Source organism: Clostridium sp. DSM 8431, from assembly GCF_900116755.1.
Taxonomy (GTDB): Bacteria; Bacillota; Clostridia; order Clostridiales; family Clostridiaceae; genus Clostridium.
Genome location: NZ_FPBY01000071.1, coordinates 1 through 17,476, shown reverse-complemented (window position 1 = coordinate 17,476; position 17,476 = coordinate 1). Strand labels below are relative to the sequence as shown.

The window sequence follows — 17,476 nt, the reverse complement described above, 5'->3', positions numbered from 1 at the left end:
AGAAAAATCGAATAGAAAATGCGACCCTAATTAAGATCGCATTTTCTCAAAAATTTTATTTATTTTGCCTGTCTACTTGACAGGGGTCTGTTCAAGATTCAAATACATCTTTTTTTTATTCTTCTCTAAATTTTAAAATATCAAATCTTATCATAATCATCAGGATCATAAGGAAGAGTATCTTCACCTTCATTAGCAAGACTTTGTGTATAATCAAATTCCTGTGATGCGATATTATTAGCAACTATAGGGTCAACAGCAGGATTTGCTAGTGGTGTTGAATCTCCACTTGGTGAAAAACTTCTTATTTCACTTTCCTTTGGATAATAAGATGTTCTCACTCTAGGTAGATAAGGTTTCTTTTCTTTACCCATAGATTGGTTCCCTCCTTAATGTTATTGAATATTTTTAGTTTGCGTAAAAACATAAATAAAATGTACTAACCTTTAGAAGAAAATTTAAATAGGAATAATCTTTTTTTTATAAAAGGCTTAATTTTAGCAATTACGTGAAGAATTAAGCAAGAAAAGGGTGAATTAGATTAACAATGTTGCTTAAATATGGTATAATATTCAATAAATATTACAAAAAACGGTAAGAGTAAAAATGAAATACATACGACTAAATATTGGGATAAAATATAAATAGTGGGAGCAAATTGTATGGAATATAAAGAAATTCAATCAAGTAAACTAAAGATTGCAATGATTGGACATAAGCAAATTCCTTCTAGGGAAGGAGGAATTGAGATTGTTGTAGGGGAATTGGCAACAAGAATGGCAGAGCAGGGAAATGATATAACAGTTTACAATAGAAAAATAAGACATGTAAGCGATAAGAATATGAAGGTTGTAAAAAATGAAAATTTAGAGTATAAGGGCGTTAAAATAATTTCAGTTCCAACTATAGATAAGAGAGGATTAGCTGCGATATCTTCTTCTTTTTTTGCAACATTAAAGGCAATTTTTGGGCATTATGATTGTATTCATTATCATGCAGAGGGACCAAGCGTTATGCTTATAATACCTCATTTGTTAAAGATTAGAACAGTAGTAACAATACATGGACTAGATTGGAGCAGAGCTAAATGGGGGGGATTTGCAGTTAAGTACTTAAAGTTAGGAGAAAAGATAGCTGCAAAGTATGCTGATGAAATTATTGTATTAAGTAAAAATGTACAAAAATATTTTAAAAATACCTATGAAAGAGATACAGTTTATATTTCTAATGGCATAGAAAAGCCAAAAAAAATAAAAGCAGAGATAATAACAAAAAAGTGGGGATTAATTAAAAATGAATATATTCTATTTTTAGGAAGAATAGTTCCTGAGAAAGGATTAGATTACTTAATTAAAGCCTATAAAAAAGTTAAAACTAATAAAAAACTTATTATAGCAGGAGGAAGTTCTGATACAGATGAATTCCTTAAAGCTATTAAAGAATCAGCAAAGGATGATTCAAGAATAAAGTTTATAGGTTTTGTTCATGGACAAGAACTAGAAGAATTATATAGTAATAGCTATATGTATTGTCTCCCTTCAGATATAGAAGGCATGCCAATAAGTCTTCTTGAAGCCATGAGTTATGGAAATTGCTGTCTTGTGAGTGATATTCCAGAATGTGCTGAAGTAGTAGAGGATAGAGGGGTTACTTTTGAGAAAGGTAATATAGAAGATTTAAGAGAAAAAATGCAAAGCCTTTGTTATAATGAAAAGTTAGTTGAAGAATTTAAAGAAAATGCAAGCGATTTTATTTGTTCAAAATATAATTGGGATGATGTGGTAGAGCAAACAGTTCCATTATATAGATAGTGGGGGATTAGATTTGAAAATATTAATGGTAAATAAGTTTTTGTTCAATAAAGGAGGGGCAGAAACTTATATGATTAAACTGGGAGAATATCTTAAAAGCCAAGGCAATGAAGTACAATATTTTGGTATGTATTCAGAAGATTTATGTGCTGAAAATGAAGTTAAAGAGTATGTTTCTAACATGGATTTTAGAAATGGAAGTACATTAAGTAAAATAACTTATCCTTTTAAAGTAATATATTCTTTTGAGGCTAGAAGAAAAATAGGAAAAGTATTAGATAACTTTAAACCTGACATTGTACATTTAAATAATATTAATTATCAACTTACTCCATCAATCATATATGAAGTAAAAAAGCGTAATATTCCAATTGTACAAACTGTACATGATGCTCAAATAGTATGTCCAAGTCATAGGTTATTTAATGAACAAACTGGAAAGATATGCGAGAGATGTGTTAATGGAACTTATATTAACTGTCTTAAAGAAAAGTGTATTCAAGGCTCATTTTTAAAGAGTCTGACAGCTTCAATAGAGTCTTATTATTACCATGCAAGAAAAACCTATAATCTTATAGATCACTTTATCTGTCCTAGTAATTTTATAGCAGATAAGATAAAAAATAGTTCTATAGATAAGAGTAAAATCACAGTATTATGTAACTTTACTGATAAGGTGGAAAGTGATTTTTTAAAGAATAATAGCGATGAAAAGTATATTGTTTATTTTGGTAGGTTAAGTATTGAAAAAGGGATAGGTACTCTAATAGAAGCATGTAAGGAACTTGAGAATATTAAATTTATTATTGCCGGATCAGGACCTTTAGAAGAGCAGATAGAGAATTTACCTAATGTTAAGTATGTAGGGTTTAAAACTGGGGAAGAACTTAAAAATTTAATATCAAATGCTTGCCTATCATTAGCTCCATCAGAGTGGTATGAGAATTGTCCCTTATCAATTATAGAATCTCAAATGCTAGGAACTCCAGTTTTAGCATCAGATTTGGGGGGGAATAAAGAATTGATTATAGAAGGAAAAACAGGTGAAAAATTTAGTGCAGGTAATGTTTCAGAACTAAAAAGTAAGATTCAAGATTTATGGAATTCACCTGAGAAACTTCAATATATGCGTGAAGAATGTTTGAAAAATAAAGAAAACTCAATCGATAGATATTATAAAAAGCTTATGGGTATATATGAAAAGTTAGTATAAGATAGGGGGATATTAATGGTAAAGTTTATTTCATGGGTTATTAGTAAGATCAAGAATAGGGAATACAAGGTTGATGAAAATATTACTACATTAGATTTAATATCAGTTGTAGCAGAAAGAGTGGTTATGCTTCTAAGGGGAATTAGACATAAGATATTATTTAAGAAATGTAGAGGTATGGTGTTTATAGGCAAAAATGTAATCATTAAAGGACATGGGCATATGGAATGCGGTTCTGGTATGAGTATTGGAAATGGAACTTTCATTAATGCTTTATGTAAAAATGGTGTAAAAATAGGTGATAACTTCTCCTTAGCACGTAACTGTATGATTGAATGTACAGGAGTAATAAGAGAACTTGGTGATGAACTTATTATAGGAAATGATGTTGGAATTGCATCTAATGCTTTTATATCTGTTAGAGGAAAAGTTGAAATAGGAGATGGAACTATAATTGGTCCTGATACAAAGATATTTGCAGAAAATCATAAGTTTGAGGACTTAGAAACTCCAATATTTCTTCAAGGAGCTACAAAGGAAGGGGTTTCAATAGGAGAAGACTGTTGGATAGGTTCTAATGTGACTATATTAGATGGAGTTCATATTGGAAAAAAAGTAATTATAGCAGCTGGAGCAGTTGTTAATAAAGATATTCCAGATTACGCTATCGTAGGTGGAGTGCCAGCAAAAGTGTTAAAGATGAGAATAGAAGAAAAATCACAATGTTTATAAAATTATAAAGATATTTAGAGGTATTGAATATGAAAAAGTTAAATGGAACAGTAATAGTAACTTATAGGTGTAATGCAAGATGTACAATGTGCAATCGATACAAAAAACCGTCAAAACCAGAAGAAGAGATTTCATTAGAAACTATAAAGAAGCTTCCGCCTATGTATTTTACTAATATAACAGGGGGCGAACCTTTTATTAGAACAGATTTAAAGGATATAGTAAGAGAGCTATATAAAAAGTCAGATAGAATTGTAATTTCAACAAATGGTTTCTTTACTGATAGAATTATTGATTTGTGCAAGGAGTTCCCGAATATAGGTATTCGTATATCTATTGAAGGATTAGAACAAACAAATAATAAAATAAGAGGTTTAGAAGATGGCTTTAATAGAGGTTATACCACATTAAAAAAATTAGTTGATATGGGTATGAAAGATGTTGGCTTTGGAATGACAGTGCAAGATGCTAATGCTAAAGACTTAGTAGAACTATATAAGCTTTCAGATGAGATGAATATGGAATTTGCAACAGCTTCATTGCATAATAGTTTTTACTTTGTTGAAGCAAAAAATATTATAAAGGACAGACCTATGGTTGCAAAAGAATTTGAAGGTTTAACTAATGAATTATTAAATTCTAATAGTCCTAAGAAGTGGTTTAGAGCATATTTTAACCATGGACTTATAAATTATATTTATGGACAAAAGCGTCTTCTTCCATGTGATATGGCCTTTGATACATTTTTTATAGATCCATATGGAGATGTAATGCCATGTAATGGGACTAAGGATAAAGAAGTAATGGGTAACTTAAATGAATGTGATGCATGGGAAGACTTATGGGATAGCAGTCAGGCTGATGCTGTTAGAAATAAGGTTAGACATTGTGACCGTCAGTGTTGGATGATTGGTTCTGTTTCTCCAGCTATGCATAAATATATATGGACACCAGCTTTATGGGTTATAAAACATAAATTCTTAAGATTCTTTAGTAAGAAAAAGTATAGCATGTATGAAAATAAAATAGTAAGAGATTATAGAGATGGCTTAGTTACAAAGGAAGAACTTGATAAGTGTTCAACATGTGATATGAACTGTGTAGTTAATGATGGTTTAAGTGATTTATCAAGGGAACAACTAAAGTATAAATCAGGAGAAGATATAGTTACTAAAGATATTGAAGAGCAGATGCAAAAGTAGCACTTGGAGAATTATTATGAATAAAGAAAAAATAAGTATAGTAATTCCAGTATACAATACAGAAAAGTATATTAAAGAATGCATAGAATCTATATTGAAAATAAAAAATGCAGATATAGAAATAATAGCAGTTAATGATGGCTCAACAGATAATAGTTTTAAGATACTATGTGAATTTGCTAATAAAGATAAAAGAGTAATAGCTATAAATAAGAAAAATTCAGGGGTTTCAGATACAAGAAATTTAGGGATAGAGAAAGCTTCCGGAAAGTGGATAGCCTTTGTAGATAGTGATGACATAATTGATTCAAAAGCTTTTGATGAACTTATACTTAAGGCTGATGAAAATAAAGATATGATATTTTTTACCTTTTCCTATATGAGTGAAGATGGAAAACCTAAAGAGAAAGTTGATTATATTAATAAGTCATGGGATAGTGCAGAAGGTTTTATACAAAATTTTGAGATTCTTGATTTTCAAATACAAAATGTATGGTGTAAGTTATACAAATCAGAAATAATTAAAAATAATAATATTAAGTTTGATATTAAGATTTCAGTAGCAGAAGATGGAGCTTTTAATATGGATTACTATAGGAATATTAATAGTATTCAATGCTTAAATTTTTCAGCCTATCTATATAGATTAAGACCAGGAAGCTTAATTCATAGTGTTAGTTTGCCATCAAAGGGCGAGGAGAGCTATAAACATTACTGTGATTTTATCAAATATATGTGTACAAGCTTTAAGGTTAATATAGAAGATTATAAAACCTTATCTTCATTCTTTATAAATATGGGTGCCATTAATAAGATTGCAGCAGTATCCATAGATAAAAATAGAAGCAATGAAGAGATAAAAGAAGTTTTAAATAATGAATACTTACAAAGGGCCATTAATGGAACTAAGCCTGTAGGAATCTATAAAAAGATAGTATATGGATTAATTAAGCGTAAGGCTTTACACAGGCTGAAGCTATTATTTAATATTAAATTTTCTTTGCTTTCTAACAAAAAAATATACAATTTTGTAAAAAATATAACTGGATAGTGGTAGTTAAAATGAGGGTATTAGTATGAAGATTTTAATGCTTGTAAATTGGAAAATAGAATATTGTAATGAAGCACCGTGCGATAAACAGCCACCAGATTATTATTTAAAGGATGGAAGCCCATATTGGTTTTTTAGATATTTTAAAGAAAGACCAGAAGTTGATGTTATAGATATAAGTTCTTTTAAATGGCTTGAAAACTTTGAGAAAAATAAACTTAGATTTTATGTTATTCAGTCATTGAAGGCAATTCCTAAATTAAATAAGTATGATTTGATTCTATCTCATGGAATGCAGTCTGGAGTAGTAGTTAGCTTATGGAGAAAATTCTTTAATATTAAAGCAAAACATATAGTTTTTGATATAGGTTCTTTTAATTCAGCAGCAGAAAGTGGAAAGGCATTAAAGCTTATGCAGTATGCTAGCAAATCTATAGATGGGATAATTTATCACACTAGTAGCCAGATAGAATATTATAAAAAATTCTTTCCTTGGATTGTAGATAAATCTAAGTTTATAAGGTTTGGAACTGATTTTGAGTTTTTTGATAATGATTTAGAAAACTTAAGACAGACAGATGAAGATTATATTATATGTGTTGGCTATTCAAAAAGAGACTGGGATACTTTAGTCTCAGCTTATAGAAATTTAAATACAAAAGTGAAAATGAAAATGATAGGACATAAGGATGAAAAGTACAATGATGTAGAGGGTTTAGAGCAGCTTAGTTTTATACCAATAAAAGAACTTATACAAGAAATAAATAATTCAAGATTTTGTGTACTTCCTTTAGAATCTTTTAACTATTCCTTTGGGCAAATGACATTAATGCAGCAAATGGCACTGGGCAAATGTGTTATTGCAGCAGATGTTCCAAGCCTACGTGATTACATAGAAGATGGGAAAACAGCTGTACTTTACCAAGCTAAAAATGTACAAGATCTTCAATTAAAGTTAGAAAAACTTATAGATAATGAAGATTTAGCAAAGGAAATAGGTAAACGAGGAAGAGAGTTTATTTTAGAAGAATGTAACGAAATAACTATGGCACTTGAAATAGAATCATTTTTAAAAGAAAGGAGCTGTTAATATGTCAAGGATACCAAAGTATATTCATTACTGCTGGTTTGGTGGAAAGCCAATTCCTGAAAAAGTACAGAAGTATATTGATACTTGGAAAAAATACATGCCAGACTATGAGATTATTAGATGGAGTGAAGAAAATTTTGACGTAATGAATATAAAGTACACTAAAGAGGCTTATGAAGCAAAAAAATATGCCTTTGTAAGCGATGTGGCTAGAATATATGCATTAGAGAAAATGGGTGGAATATATTTAGATGTTGATGTTGAAGTTATAAAACCCTTAGACTCTCTTTTTGGAGATTTTAATGCAGTATTAGGTTCAGAATGTGAAAGTGCTATTGGAACTGGATTTTTAGCTTTTGTTCCTGGACATAAGATATGCAAAGATATTTTAAAGTATTATGAAGAACAAAGCTTTTTAGATAAGCCTGAAATGTTCACAAATACACAGCTTCTAGCAGATTATATTAAAGATAATTATAATATATCACCACCTGAAGAAATAACTAAGTTTGATGATGATTTAATTATATATCCTCAAGAGTACTTTACTGCTTATAACGGTATTTTAGGAGTTAATGAGGTGACAGAAAACACAGTATGTATTCATCGTTTTATTGGGACATGGGTTGCTCCAAAGATGAAGTTTAAACAGAAAATAAAACAAACATTAAAAAAAATATGGAAGGGGTAACTTTTATGTATTCTTTAATTATACCTAGTGCAAAGATTGTATCTCAAGATTTACAAAAGCTTGGTAAACTTCCAGCTGCAATTTATCCTTTAAATAAGGGGATAGTGCTAGATTATATTTATGAGCTATATGGTGAAAAAGTATCTAATATGGTTATAGTTACAAAGGAAAAGGCTGATAAGGTTGAAGGTACAGTTTTAAAACTTCCTTATAAAGATATAATTCAAAATGAAAAACTTGATGAGTTAAAAGATGTGGGTTATACAGTTTTACAAGGATTAAAAGCAGATGAAAGCAGTAATTCAGTAATAATAAACTTTGCAGATACAATTGTAGAAGATGTTAGAGAAGAAATTGAAAAGGATAGCTTTTACTATGCAGAAGATGAGATATCAGAGAAGTGGACATATTTTGAAGAGGAAAATGGAGTAATAACTTCTATTAATGATAAAACCTTAAATAATAGTTCTAAGTCAGAAAGTGGAAAGCTTTTTGTAGGAACTTTTTGCATTGGTGATAAAGAAGCTTTTATAGGATGTTTAGAAGATGCTTCACATAATGAAAATAATATTGATTCATTTTATGCAGCTTTATCTGTTTACAGCAAAACTCATAAATTAAAAGCAGTAAAAGCTAATCAGTGGTATGACATAGGTCATAGTGATAAATATTATGATACTCAGCTTGAAGTTAAGGCACGTGAATTTAATCATATAGAGATAGATAAAAGTAGAGGCATTCTTAAAAAATATAGTGATAATGTAAGTAAGTTTTTAGGTGAGATAAAGTGGTATCTTAAACTTCCAGATGATATTGAATATGTAAGACCACGTATATTCTCTTACTCACTAAGCTATGAAAAACCTTATGTAGAAATGGAATTTTATTCATATCATACACTTCATGAATTATATCTTTATGGAGAATTAAGCAAATCTCAATGGAAATCGATATTTGAAAGAATAAAATTCATTATTACTGATTTTTCAAGATATAAACTTAAGGATGAGAATATTAAATCTGCACTAAAAAGCATGTATCTAGATAAATCTATTGAAAGACTAGAAAAGCTAAAAAAAGATGAAAGATTTATAAGATTTTTTAATGAAGACATTAAAGTAAATGGTGTAACTTATTATTCATTATCTGAAATAATAGAAATGCTTAAAGTAGAAATTCCAAAGAGATTATATAATTCAGAAGAGTTTCAAATTATTCATGGAGATTTATGTTTTGCTAATATCATGATTGATGAAAATCTAAACTTTATTAAAGTTATTGATCCAAGAGGGCAGTTTGGTAAATATGATATTTATGGAGATTTACGTTATGAACTAGCAAAGCTTTTCCATAGTATAGATGGTAAATATGATTATATTATTAAAGATCTTTTTGATATTAATCTAAATAAAGAGACTAATGAAATAATCTATGGAGTTCAAGATAAGGAAAGAGACTTTAATTTATTTAATGAATTAAAGGCATCTTTTAAAGATATTATAGATAAAAATTATGATGAAATTGAGCTTATTGAATCATTGTTATTCTTAAGTATGATTCCACTTCATGGAGAAAGCTATAATCATCAGCTTGCAATGCTTTCAACAGGAGTGCAGATATTAGATAGAATTATTGATATTAAAAAATAGGAGGGCTATTAAAATGAAAGAGTTTGAGGGATATGGATTTGTATTTGATATAGATGGAACTATATGTCCAATTAAGCGTAAGGATCAAGAATATAAGGATTTAGTGCCTTATAAAGAAATTGTTGAAAAGATGAGATATTATCACGATAGAGGAGCAAAAATTACTTTATTTACTTCTAGAAATATGAATTCTTACAATGGAAATATGGGACTTATTAATAAAAATACTGCACCAGTACTTAATGAATGGTTAAAGAAATGGGATATTCCATATGATGAAATTGTTTTTGGAAAACCATGGCCAGGACATAAAGGATTCTATGTTGATGATAGAACTATAAGACCAGATGAATTTTTAAATTGTAGTACAGATAAGCTAGATGAAATATGTACAAACAGTAGGTGTAAAGAAGAAATAAATGTATAGAGGTTAGTTAACTATGAAGATATGTATGATTGCTAATGGAGATGCAAGAGACAAAGCAACATGGTCAGGAACTGCCTGGAATCTATTTTCTAGATGGGAAAAGGAGCCTGGCGTTGAAATAGTCACTGTTGATCTTAATAAACTCATCAGAGAAAAATTACATTATAAAATATACAATTTATACTGCAGGATAGTTGGAAAGCTTTGTTTAATAAAAAATTCTCCAAGAGATCCTTTTGTATATGAGATAGAATCAAAGATTGTATGTGAAGAACTAACTAAGATTAATGCAGATGTAAATATATTTATAGCAGAACATTGTTTAAATGAAAAATATCTTCCTATAAATAATTCAAAAAACTATTTATATGTTGATGCAACTTTAACACCTTTGTATAGGGCAGATGATACAAAGAAAGCTTTTGATGATTGGTTTTTAAAAAAGTATGAAGCAAATGAAAAGAAATGTTTTAAGTGTTTTGATAAGATATTTTCTATGAATGATTGGTGCAAAAAATCCATAACTGAATTATACGATATAGATGAAAATAAAATTTTAAATGTGGGTTTTGGAATCAATACATCATACTATGAAGGTACTAAAGATTATACAAATCATCATTTACTTATAGTTCTTAGGAAGGGTTCAGAACATATAAAAGGCTTTCCGCTTTTACTAAAAGGATTTAAATTATTTAAAAAAGAGTTTCCTGATGCAGTTCTTTCAGTAGTTGGTACTGATGGTCCAAAAGAGGATGGGGTAACTTATTATTATAATTATCCAAGAGAGAAAACTAAAGAGTTATTTAGAGAAGCATCTTTATATGTTATGCCTGCTATGAGAGAGCCCAATGGTATAACTTATTTAGAAGCTCTTGCAAATAAGACAATAACTGTGGGTCTTAATCGCTTTGCCTTTCCAGAATTTTGCGGGTTTGGGAAATATGGTTTTGCCCTTAAAGAAAATACTCCAGAAGCTTTATGTGATGTACTAAAAACAGCTTTTAGCAGTCCTGAAAGGTTAGAAGAAATGGGACTTTATGGGCAGAAATTTGTTAAAGATAAATATTCATGGAATCAGGTAGCTAAAACCATGATGTGTGAATTTGAGAAGTGAGGAATTATGAAAATTACAATTAGGGTCTATGATTCAAAAATTGCTATATTAGTTCTTTTTGTTCTTCTTTCAGAGAATGGAATGTATTTAATTGATATTTCAAAATTTAATATTGCAGGTGCGCTTAATTACAATGACTTGTGGGCATATACACTTGCACTATATGAAATATATTATATTGCAAAAATGAAGATGAAGGGAAAGTACACATTTTTATTTGAAATGTTAGGAATAGTTGCCAGCTGTATAATAGCTTCATTTCAAGGTGCTTATAATATGGGGCAGTCAGTTGGTATGGGAATCAGACCTCAACGATTTTTCATTATAGGTATGATGTTATATTTTTTAGTTAGAAAAGAGCTGGCAAATAGGAAAATGACTGCATTTAACTTATTAGATATGCTAATTACAATGGGTATATTTGAAGGATTTCTTTGCACAATGCAATATTTTTTAAGTGGTAAGATAGAATTTCTTCATGCAAGCTCTAATATGCGTTATGGAAGTATAAGATTATATTTTGATAGTGGTCTTATGATGTTTACTGCAATTGCAGGATGGTGTGCTTATTTAAGAAAAGGAGGCAAAAGATATCTTGTTGCAGTAGGCTTTGGGTTAATATATGAGTTTTTGATATCCAAGGGAAGACTAGAGAATTTATGTGTATTATGCGCACTTTTTGTAGCTTTCTTTTTATTAAGAAAAAATGCTTTTAAAAAGTCTATGGTAACTATATCTCTAGTTATAGCAGTAGTATTTCTAATGAATACAAGCTATTCAAAGGTTCTTATTAATGCTGTTAAAAGTTCAATGGGGAGCCAGGTTGAAGATGATTCAGGAGACTCAGAAGATACTATGAGTATTCGTAAGGAGGGGCGTGAACATTACGCCAATCAGTCAAGTAAGTCTTTAAGTAATACTATACTTGGATGTGGATACCCTAATACCTTAAGTGAGCGATCTTGTGAATATGCTAGAACAGATACCTATGCTCTTGTTGATAATGGAATATATGCATATAAATTTATTTATGGCTGGGTAGGAGTGGGCGTTGTAGTTCTGGTGGCACTAAGAGCAATATTTGAGTCACTTGTTATATATGTAAAGAAAGGTGGGCTCTTTCCCATAAGTTATATTGTATTTCTGGTACCTATAGCATACAATATTATCTTTTGGTGGTGGAAGCCAGACTCAACTTTATTGCTTAGTATATATTTAGCCATTGTTGATCATTACTATAGTGATAAGTTAGCAGAAGATGAATTTGTTATATAAAATTATGTTTTTGGGGGGATATAGATGAAAGGTAAGTCTATTGGAATGAATGCTTTACTTAATGTATTTAAACAATGTAGTAACATAATATTTCCATTAATAACTTTTCCTTATGTATCAAGAATTTTAGGAAGTGAAAGTCTTGGAAAATATAATTTTGCTTATTCAATTATAGGTTACTTAGCTCTTGTGGCTGCTTTAGGAATTCCAACTTATGCTGTAAGAGAGGGAGCTAAAGTAAGGGATGATAAAGAGAAGCTAAGTAAATTTGCATGTCAGATTTTTACCTTAAATATTATTATTACAGTTATAGCTTTCATTTTATTTGCAGTAGCAATTTTACTTTTTGATAAATTACAGGAATATACAAGCTTAATAGTTATTTTAAGTACTACAGTATTATTTACAACCTTAGGAGTAGACTGGATTAATACTATTTATGAAGATTATGTTTTTATAGTAGTAAGAGATGTTATATTCAAATTTATAGCCTTAGTTTTAATGTTTGTTTTAGTAAGGTCAACTAAGGATTATATTATTTATGCAGCTATAACATCAATTGCAGAATCAGCAAAAGGATTATTGAATTTCTTTTATATAAGGAAATATGTAAGGCTACATATTGTGAAAGATGTTGAGTTTAAGAAACATATAGTGCCAATATTGATTTTATTTTGCAATGCACTTGCCATAACTATTTATGTTAATTCTGATATTACTTTAGTTGGAATTTTTAAAGGAGACACAGAAGTTGGTATCTATAGTACATCAACTAAGGTTTATAGCATTTGTAAAAGTGTTCTTAATGCCATAGTTATTGTGTTTATTCCAAGAATGTCTTATTTAATTTCTAAAAATACAAAAGAAGAGTATGACAGTATGTTAAATAAGATGTTAAATACTTTAGTAGTAATTATACTACCAGCCGTTATAGGAATTAACATGCTTAGTACTGAGATAATAACTATTCTTGGGGGAAAAGAATATATGTCTGGAAGTATGTCTTTAAAAATTCTAAGTATCTCAATAATCTTTGCTATAATAACGAGTTTCTATTCAAATAGTATTTTAATCCCTAATAGAAAAGATAAAGAATATTTTTTAGCAACCTTAGAAGCTGCAGTAATTAATTTGGTTTTAAACTTTATTTTTATACCTACACTTGGAATAAATGGTGCAGCTATAACTACACTTATTGCAGAAGTAGTGGTTATGATTCAAGTTATGAGATATTCTAAGGAGCTTCATGGAAAAATTAATATTAAAAAATCTATAAGTACAAGTATTGTAGGGTGCTTTGCCATAGCATTAGTATGTACAATTACAAAAATGATTTTTAGCAATATATATTTTTATTTTGTTTTAAGCATGATAGTATCTGGAATAGTTTATATACTAATACAAATTGTATTGAAAAATGAAGTTATTATGGATGCTTTAAACTTAGTATTATCAAAAGTGGGAGTTTATAAAAATGATCAATTTAAAAAAATTAGTTAGTTTGTTCTTTCAAATTATAATTAGTGGAGCTAAAAGCCCAGATAGTAAGAGATATTTTTTAAAGTATATGTGTGTTGCTTTAGAAAAGAGTACTAATGAGTATATTTCTTATAATTGTAGACCTAAAATAGCAGATTATGTAATTAATAAAAAAATTGAAAAAAAGTCAGATAAAAAATGTGCAATAATTATGCAGGGGCCTATTCTTAAGGAAGATAATTTTACAATTGAAGCAGCTAAGTTTTATAAAAAAATGTACCCTGAAGAGTGCATTATAGTTTCAACTTGGGAAGATACTGAGGAAGACATAGTGAAGAAATTAAAGGAACTAGATATAGAAGTAGTTTTAAATAAAGCACCAGAGACTACAGGCCTTGGAAACGTAAATTATCAAGTACTTTCAGCTAGAGGTGGTCTTAAGAGGGCAAGAGAACTAAAGTGTGATTATGTTTTAAAAACACGTACAGATCAAAGAATTTCTATGCCTAATTTTCTAAGTTACTTTTTAGGACTTTTAGATACTTATCCTTTAGAGAGAAAAAGTGAAAAGATAGAAAATCGTTTGATTATTACATCAGGAATAATTGGAGCAAATATGTTTATTCCTTATATGTTATCTGATTTTTTATTTTTTGGAACAATTAATGATGTAGACAAGGTTTTTGATTTAGAACAAGACCCATTAGATACAAATAGAAGTGAAAGAGAAGAATTAACTAATAAGTTATTTGATAATGCGTCTATAGAAGACTTTTATGAAAAGACAGCTCCTGAATCTAGAATTATAAAAACATACATTGATAAATATACAGATATAGATGCAGATGGCTCTCTTAAGTCTTATTGGGATTTTATAAGGGATTATACAGTTATCTTAAGTATAAGAGATATGGATCTATATTGGCGTAGATATAATATTTACGAAGAAAGTGAAATTACAAAAATATATGCAAGAGATGATGATGAAAGTAAAAACTATAGGTATATATGGACTTTTGCAAATTGGAGTATGTTATATTCAGGAAGATTTATTTATAATCCAGAACTTGAATTATATAAAAATCAAATTATGAGAAGATAAGGATTGGGGATTGAAAGATGGAGAAAGAGTTAACAGTTATAATTACAATGGCAGGGCTTGGCTCAAGATTTAGAAAAGCAGGATACAATGTTCCTAAATATATGATAGAAGCCAAGGGAAAAACTTTATTTGAATGGTCAATGGACAGTCTTGAAGATTATAAAGAACATGCAGATAAATATATCTTTATAGTCCGCAGAGAAGATGATTCTGAAGGCTTTATTAAAGATAAGTGCAAGGAAAGAGGAATTAATAATGTTCAGGTAGTACAAATTGACTATTTAACAGATGGACAAGCAACTACTGCAATGCTTGGAATTCCTTATTGTGATGAGGATAAGGCGATTATGATTTATAACATTGATACTTATGTTGAGCCTTATGAAATGAAGTATGCTGATATTAGGGGAGAAGGTCATATACCATGTTTTCATGCTGAAGGAGATCATTGGAGTTTTGTAAGCTTAGATGATAATGGTAAGGCAGAAGAGGTAAGAGAAAAAGAAAGAATTTCTGACAACTGTACACTTGGGGCTTATTATTTTTCATCAGCAAAACTTTATAAAGATCTTTATAATGAATACTATAAAGATGATAGTAAATTAGAAAAAGGTGAAAAGTATATAGCACCTCTTTATAATTTCATGATTTCAAAAGGTTTTGAAGTTACTATAAGCGATATAAATCCATCTAAGGTTCATGTTCTTGGAACACCTGAAGAGTTAAAAGAATTTCTAAATGAAAATTAAAATGTTAAAGAAAAAAGGAACTGTAAATAAAAAGTATAAGCAGTTCCTTTATTAGTTTATAAAAATAAAAAATATTGAACAAATTTTGTGGTATAATAATATGACGTATGTAAGGATATATTTTAGAGGAGGAATTTATTTTGTCTGATTATATAAATGAAATAAAAAAGAGAAGAACTTTTGCTATCATTTCTCACCCTGATGCTGGTAAAACAACATTAACAGAAAAGTTCTTACTATATGGAGGAGCTATAAGACTTGCAGGATCAGTTAAAGCAAGAAAAGCTTCAAAACATGCTGTATCTGACTGGATGGAAATAGAAAAGCAAAGAGGTATTTCTGTAACATCCTCAGTAATGCAATTTAATTATGGTGGTCACTGTATTAATATTCTTGATACACCAGGACACCAGGATTTCTCGGAAGATACATATAGAACACTTATGGCAGCTGACTCAGCAGTAATGGTTGTAGATGCAGCTAAAGGTGTGGAAGATCAAACAAGAAAGCTATTTCAAGTTTGTGCTTTAAGAGAAATTCCTATATTCACATTTATAAATAAGATGGATAGAGAAGCAAGAGATCCATTTGAATTATTAGAAGATATAGAAAGTGAACTTGGAATAAAGACTTATCCAATGAACTGGCCAATTGGATCAGGTAAGGATTTTAAAGGTATTTATGAAAGAGATAATAAGAGAATAATAGCATTCGATGGTGGAAATCACGGACAAAGCGAAGTAGAAGCTATCGAAGGTGATGTTAATGATGAAAAGTTCAGAGAAATCTTAGGAGCAGACTTACATGATAAGTTAATGGAAGATATCGAACTTTTAGATTATGCTGGTGATGAATTTGATATAGAAAAAGTAAGATCTGGTGAACTTACTCCAGTATTCTTTGGTTCAGCTTTAACAAACTTTGGTGTTGAACCATTCCTTGAACATTTCTTAGAGATGACAACTTCACCTTTAGCTAGAAATTCAAGTATTGGAGAAATAGATCCATTTGATAAAAACTTCTCGGCATTCGTATTTAAGATTCAAGCAAATATGAACAAGGCTCATAGAGATAGAATTGCTTTCATGAGAATTGTTTCAGGTAAGTTTGAAAAAGGAATGGAAGTTATGCATATGCAGGGAGGAAAGAAGATTAAACTTGCTCAACCTCAACAATTCATGGCTCAAGATAGAGAAATAGTAGAAGAAGCTTATGCAGGAGATATTATCGGGGTATTTGATCCAGGTATATTCTCAATAGGTGATACTTTATGTGCACCATCAAAGAAGTTTAAATTTGAAGGTATTCCAGCTTTCGCACCAGAACATTTTGCTAGAGTAAGACCAGTAGATACAATGAAGAGAAAACAATTCGTTAAAGGTATTACTCAAATTGCACAAGAAGGTGCAATTCAAGTATTTAAAGAACTTCACATTGGTATGGAAGAAATAATCGTAGGGGTTGTTGGTGTTCTTCAATTTGAAGTTTTAGAATACAGATTAAAGAGTGAATACAATGTTGATATAAAGATGGAAAGACTTCCATACAGATTTGTTAGATGGATTGAAAATGATGATATAGATCCAGATAAGTTAAATCTTACATCAGATACTAAGAAGGTTAAAGACCTTAAAGATAGAAACCTTCTTATATTCCAAAATGACTGGGGAATCAACTGGGCATTAGAACATAATAAAGGAATTGTATTATCTGGTGTTGGAAAAACAGAATAATTAAATTTTGTATTTTTATATTTTTAGAGAGAATTCGAAAATGAATTCTCTCTATTTTTGGTGCGCCCAGCATGGGCGTGCACTCAATGTCGTCAACTTAAGAATAAAATAAAAAATATAAAAAAAAGCTTGACAATAGAGAAAAAATTTGCAGC

At 29.5% G+C, this 17,476-nt stretch carries 16 protein-coding genes; 15 read left to right on the top strand and 1 reads right to left on the bottom strand.

All coding sequences use genetic code 11. The features are described 5' to 3' along the window. Positions 1-140: 140 nt before the first annotated feature. Positions 141-374, bottom strand: a complete 234-nt coding sequence (locus tag BM384_RS08895; protein WP_090012976.1) for a hypothetical protein — start codon at positions 372-374, stop codon at positions 141-143. Positions 375-662: 288 nt separating this feature from the next. Between BM384_RS08895 and BM384_RS08890 the strand changes: the two genes are divergently transcribed. The 15 genes from BM384_RS08890 (at position 663) to BM384_RS08820 (ending at position 17,321) form a co-directional block, all read left to right on the top strand. After that, positions 663-1,811: a glycosyltransferase family 4 protein gene (locus BM384_RS08890; protein ID WP_242945992.1), complete on the top strand. Its 1,149-nt coding sequence runs from the start codon at positions 663-665 to the stop codon at positions 1,809-1,811. Between the two features lie 25 nt (positions 1,812-1,836). Next, complete coding sequence (locus BM384_RS08885) at positions 1,837-3,024, top strand: glycosyltransferase (RefSeq protein ID WP_347455058.1); 1,188 nt, start codon at positions 1,837-1,839, stop codon at positions 3,022-3,024. 15 nt (positions 3,025-3,039) lie between these two features. Next, positions 3,040-3,756, top strand: a complete 717-nt coding sequence (locus tag BM384_RS18495; RefSeq protein WP_090012972.1) for an acyltransferase — start codon at positions 3,040-3,042, stop codon at positions 3,754-3,756. A gap of 29 nt (positions 3,757-3,785) precedes the next feature. Next, positions 3,786-4,958: a radical SAM protein gene (locus BM384_RS08875; protein WP_090012971.1), complete on the top strand. Its 1,173-nt coding sequence runs from the start codon at positions 3,786-3,788 to the stop codon at positions 4,956-4,958. Positions 4,959-4,974: 16 nt separating this feature from the next. Then, on the top strand, positions 4,975-6,009 hold the full coding sequence (locus tag BM384_RS08870) for a glycosyltransferase family 2 protein (RefSeq protein ID WP_090012969.1): 1,035 nt from the start codon (positions 4,975-4,977) through the stop codon (positions 6,007-6,009). 25 nt (positions 6,010-6,034) lie between these two features. Beyond that, entirely contained in the window at positions 6,035-7,099 is a 1,065-nt protein-coding gene (locus BM384_RS08865) for a glycosyltransferase family 4 protein (RefSeq protein ID WP_090012967.1), read from the top strand. Position 7,100: 1 nt separating this feature from the next. Beyond that, on the top strand, positions 7,101-7,790 hold the full coding sequence (locus BM384_RS08860) for a glycosyltransferase family 32 protein (RefSeq protein ID WP_090012966.1): 690 nt from the start codon (positions 7,101-7,103) through the stop codon (positions 7,788-7,790). A 5-nt stretch (positions 7,791-7,795) separates the two neighbouring features. Further along, positions 7,796-9,439 carry an aminoglycoside phosphotransferase family protein gene (locus BM384_RS08855; RefSeq protein WP_090012964.1) on the top strand — a complete coding sequence of 548 codons (1,644 nt, stop codon included), beginning with the start codon at positions 7,796-7,798 and terminating at the stop codon, positions 9,437-9,439. Positions 9,440-9,452: 13 nt separating this feature from the next. Next, positions 9,453-9,866 (top strand): HAD family hydrolase, encoded by a 414-nt coding sequence (locus tag BM384_RS08850; RefSeq protein ID WP_090012962.1) that lies wholly within the window; start codon positions 9,453-9,455, stop codon positions 9,864-9,866. Positions 9,867-9,879: 13 nt separating this feature from the next. After that, the gene (locus BM384_RS08845; RefSeq protein WP_090012961.1) at positions 9,880-10,983 is read left to right on the top strand and encodes a glycosyltransferase family 4 protein; all 1,104 of its coding nucleotides are present in this window, start codon (positions 9,880-9,882) and stop codon (positions 10,981-10,983) included. 6 nt (positions 10,984-10,989) lie between these two features. Continuing rightward, positions 10,990-12,258, top strand: a complete 1,269-nt coding sequence (locus BM384_RS08840; RefSeq protein WP_090012959.1) for a hypothetical protein — start codon at positions 10,990-10,992, stop codon at positions 12,256-12,258. A gap of 24 nt (positions 12,259-12,282) precedes the next feature. Next, entirely contained in the window at positions 12,283-13,758 is a 1,476-nt protein-coding gene (locus BM384_RS08835; RefSeq protein WP_090012957.1) for a flippase, read from the top strand. Next, on the top strand, positions 13,733-14,839 hold the full coding sequence (locus tag BM384_RS08830; protein WP_090012956.1) for a WavE lipopolysaccharide synthesis family protein: 1,107 nt from the start codon (positions 13,733-13,735) through the stop codon (positions 14,837-14,839). The genes BM384_RS08835 and BM384_RS08830 overlap by 26 nt, the downstream gene beginning before the upstream one ends. Positions 14,840-14,856: 17 nt before the next feature. Further along, entirely contained in the window at positions 14,857-15,588 is a 732-nt protein-coding gene (locus tag BM384_RS08825) for a glycosyltransferase family 2 protein (protein WP_090012954.1), read from the top strand. 140 nt (positions 15,589-15,728) lie between these two features. After that, positions 15,729-17,321: a peptide chain release factor 3 gene (locus BM384_RS08820; protein WP_090012952.1), complete on the top strand. Its 1,593-nt coding sequence runs from the start codon at positions 15,729-15,731 to the stop codon at positions 17,319-17,321. Positions 17,322-17,476: the final 155 nt, after the last annotated feature.

Excerpts from the sequence above, each read along its gene's own strand:
- BM384_RS08855 (WP_090012964.1), top strand. The coding sequence starts at position 7,796 with ATGTATTCTTTAATTATACCTAGTGCAAAGATTGTATCTCAAGATTTA.
- BM384_RS08885 (WP_347455058.1), top strand. The coding sequence starts at position 1,837 with ATGGTAAATAAGTTTTTGTTCAATAAAGGAGGGGCAGAAACTTATATG.
- BM384_RS08840 (WP_090012959.1), top strand. The coding sequence starts at position 10,990 with ATGAAAATTACAATTAGGGTCTATGATTCAAAAATTGCTATATTAGTT.
- BM384_RS08890 (WP_242945992.1), top strand. The coding sequence starts at position 663 with ATGGAATATAAAGAAATTCAATCAAGTAAACTAAAGATTGCAATGATT.
- BM384_RS08870 (WP_090012969.1), top strand. The coding sequence starts at position 4,975 with ATGAATAAAGAAAAAATAAGTATAGTAATTCCAGTATACAATACAGAA.
- BM384_RS08835 (WP_090012957.1), top strand. The coding sequence starts at position 12,283 with ATGAAAGGTAAGTCTATTGGAATGAATGCTTTACTTAATGTATTTAAA.
- BM384_RS08875 (WP_090012971.1), top strand. The coding sequence starts at position 3,786 with ATGAAAAAGTTAAATGGAACAGTAATAGTAACTTATAGGTGTAATGCA.
- BM384_RS08830 (WP_090012956.1), top strand. The coding sequence starts at position 13,733 with ATGATCAATTTAAAAAAATTAGTTAGTTTGTTCTTTCAAATTATAATT.
- BM384_RS08895 (WP_090012976.1), bottom strand. The coding sequence starts at position 374 with ATGGGTAAAGAAAAGAAACCTTATCTACCTAGAGTGAGAACATCTTAT.
- BM384_RS08845 (WP_090012961.1), top strand. The coding sequence starts at position 9,880 with ATGAAGATATGTATGATTGCTAATGGAGATGCAAGAGACAAAGCAACA.
- BM384_RS08860 (WP_090012966.1), top strand. The coding sequence starts at position 7,101 with ATGTCAAGGATACCAAAGTATATTCATTACTGCTGGTTTGGTGGAAAG.
- BM384_RS08865 (WP_090012967.1), top strand. The coding sequence starts at position 6,035 with ATGAAGATTTTAATGCTTGTAAATTGGAAAATAGAATATTGTAATGAA.
- BM384_RS18495 (WP_090012972.1), top strand. The coding sequence starts at position 3,040 with ATGGTAAAGTTTATTTCATGGGTTATTAGTAAGATCAAGAATAGGGAA.
- BM384_RS08825 (WP_090012954.1), top strand. The coding sequence starts at position 14,857 with ATGGAGAAAGAGTTAACAGTTATAATTACAATGGCAGGGCTTGGCTCA.
- BM384_RS08850 (WP_090012962.1), top strand. The coding sequence starts at position 9,453 with ATGAAAGAGTTTGAGGGATATGGATTTGTATTTGATATAGATGGAACT.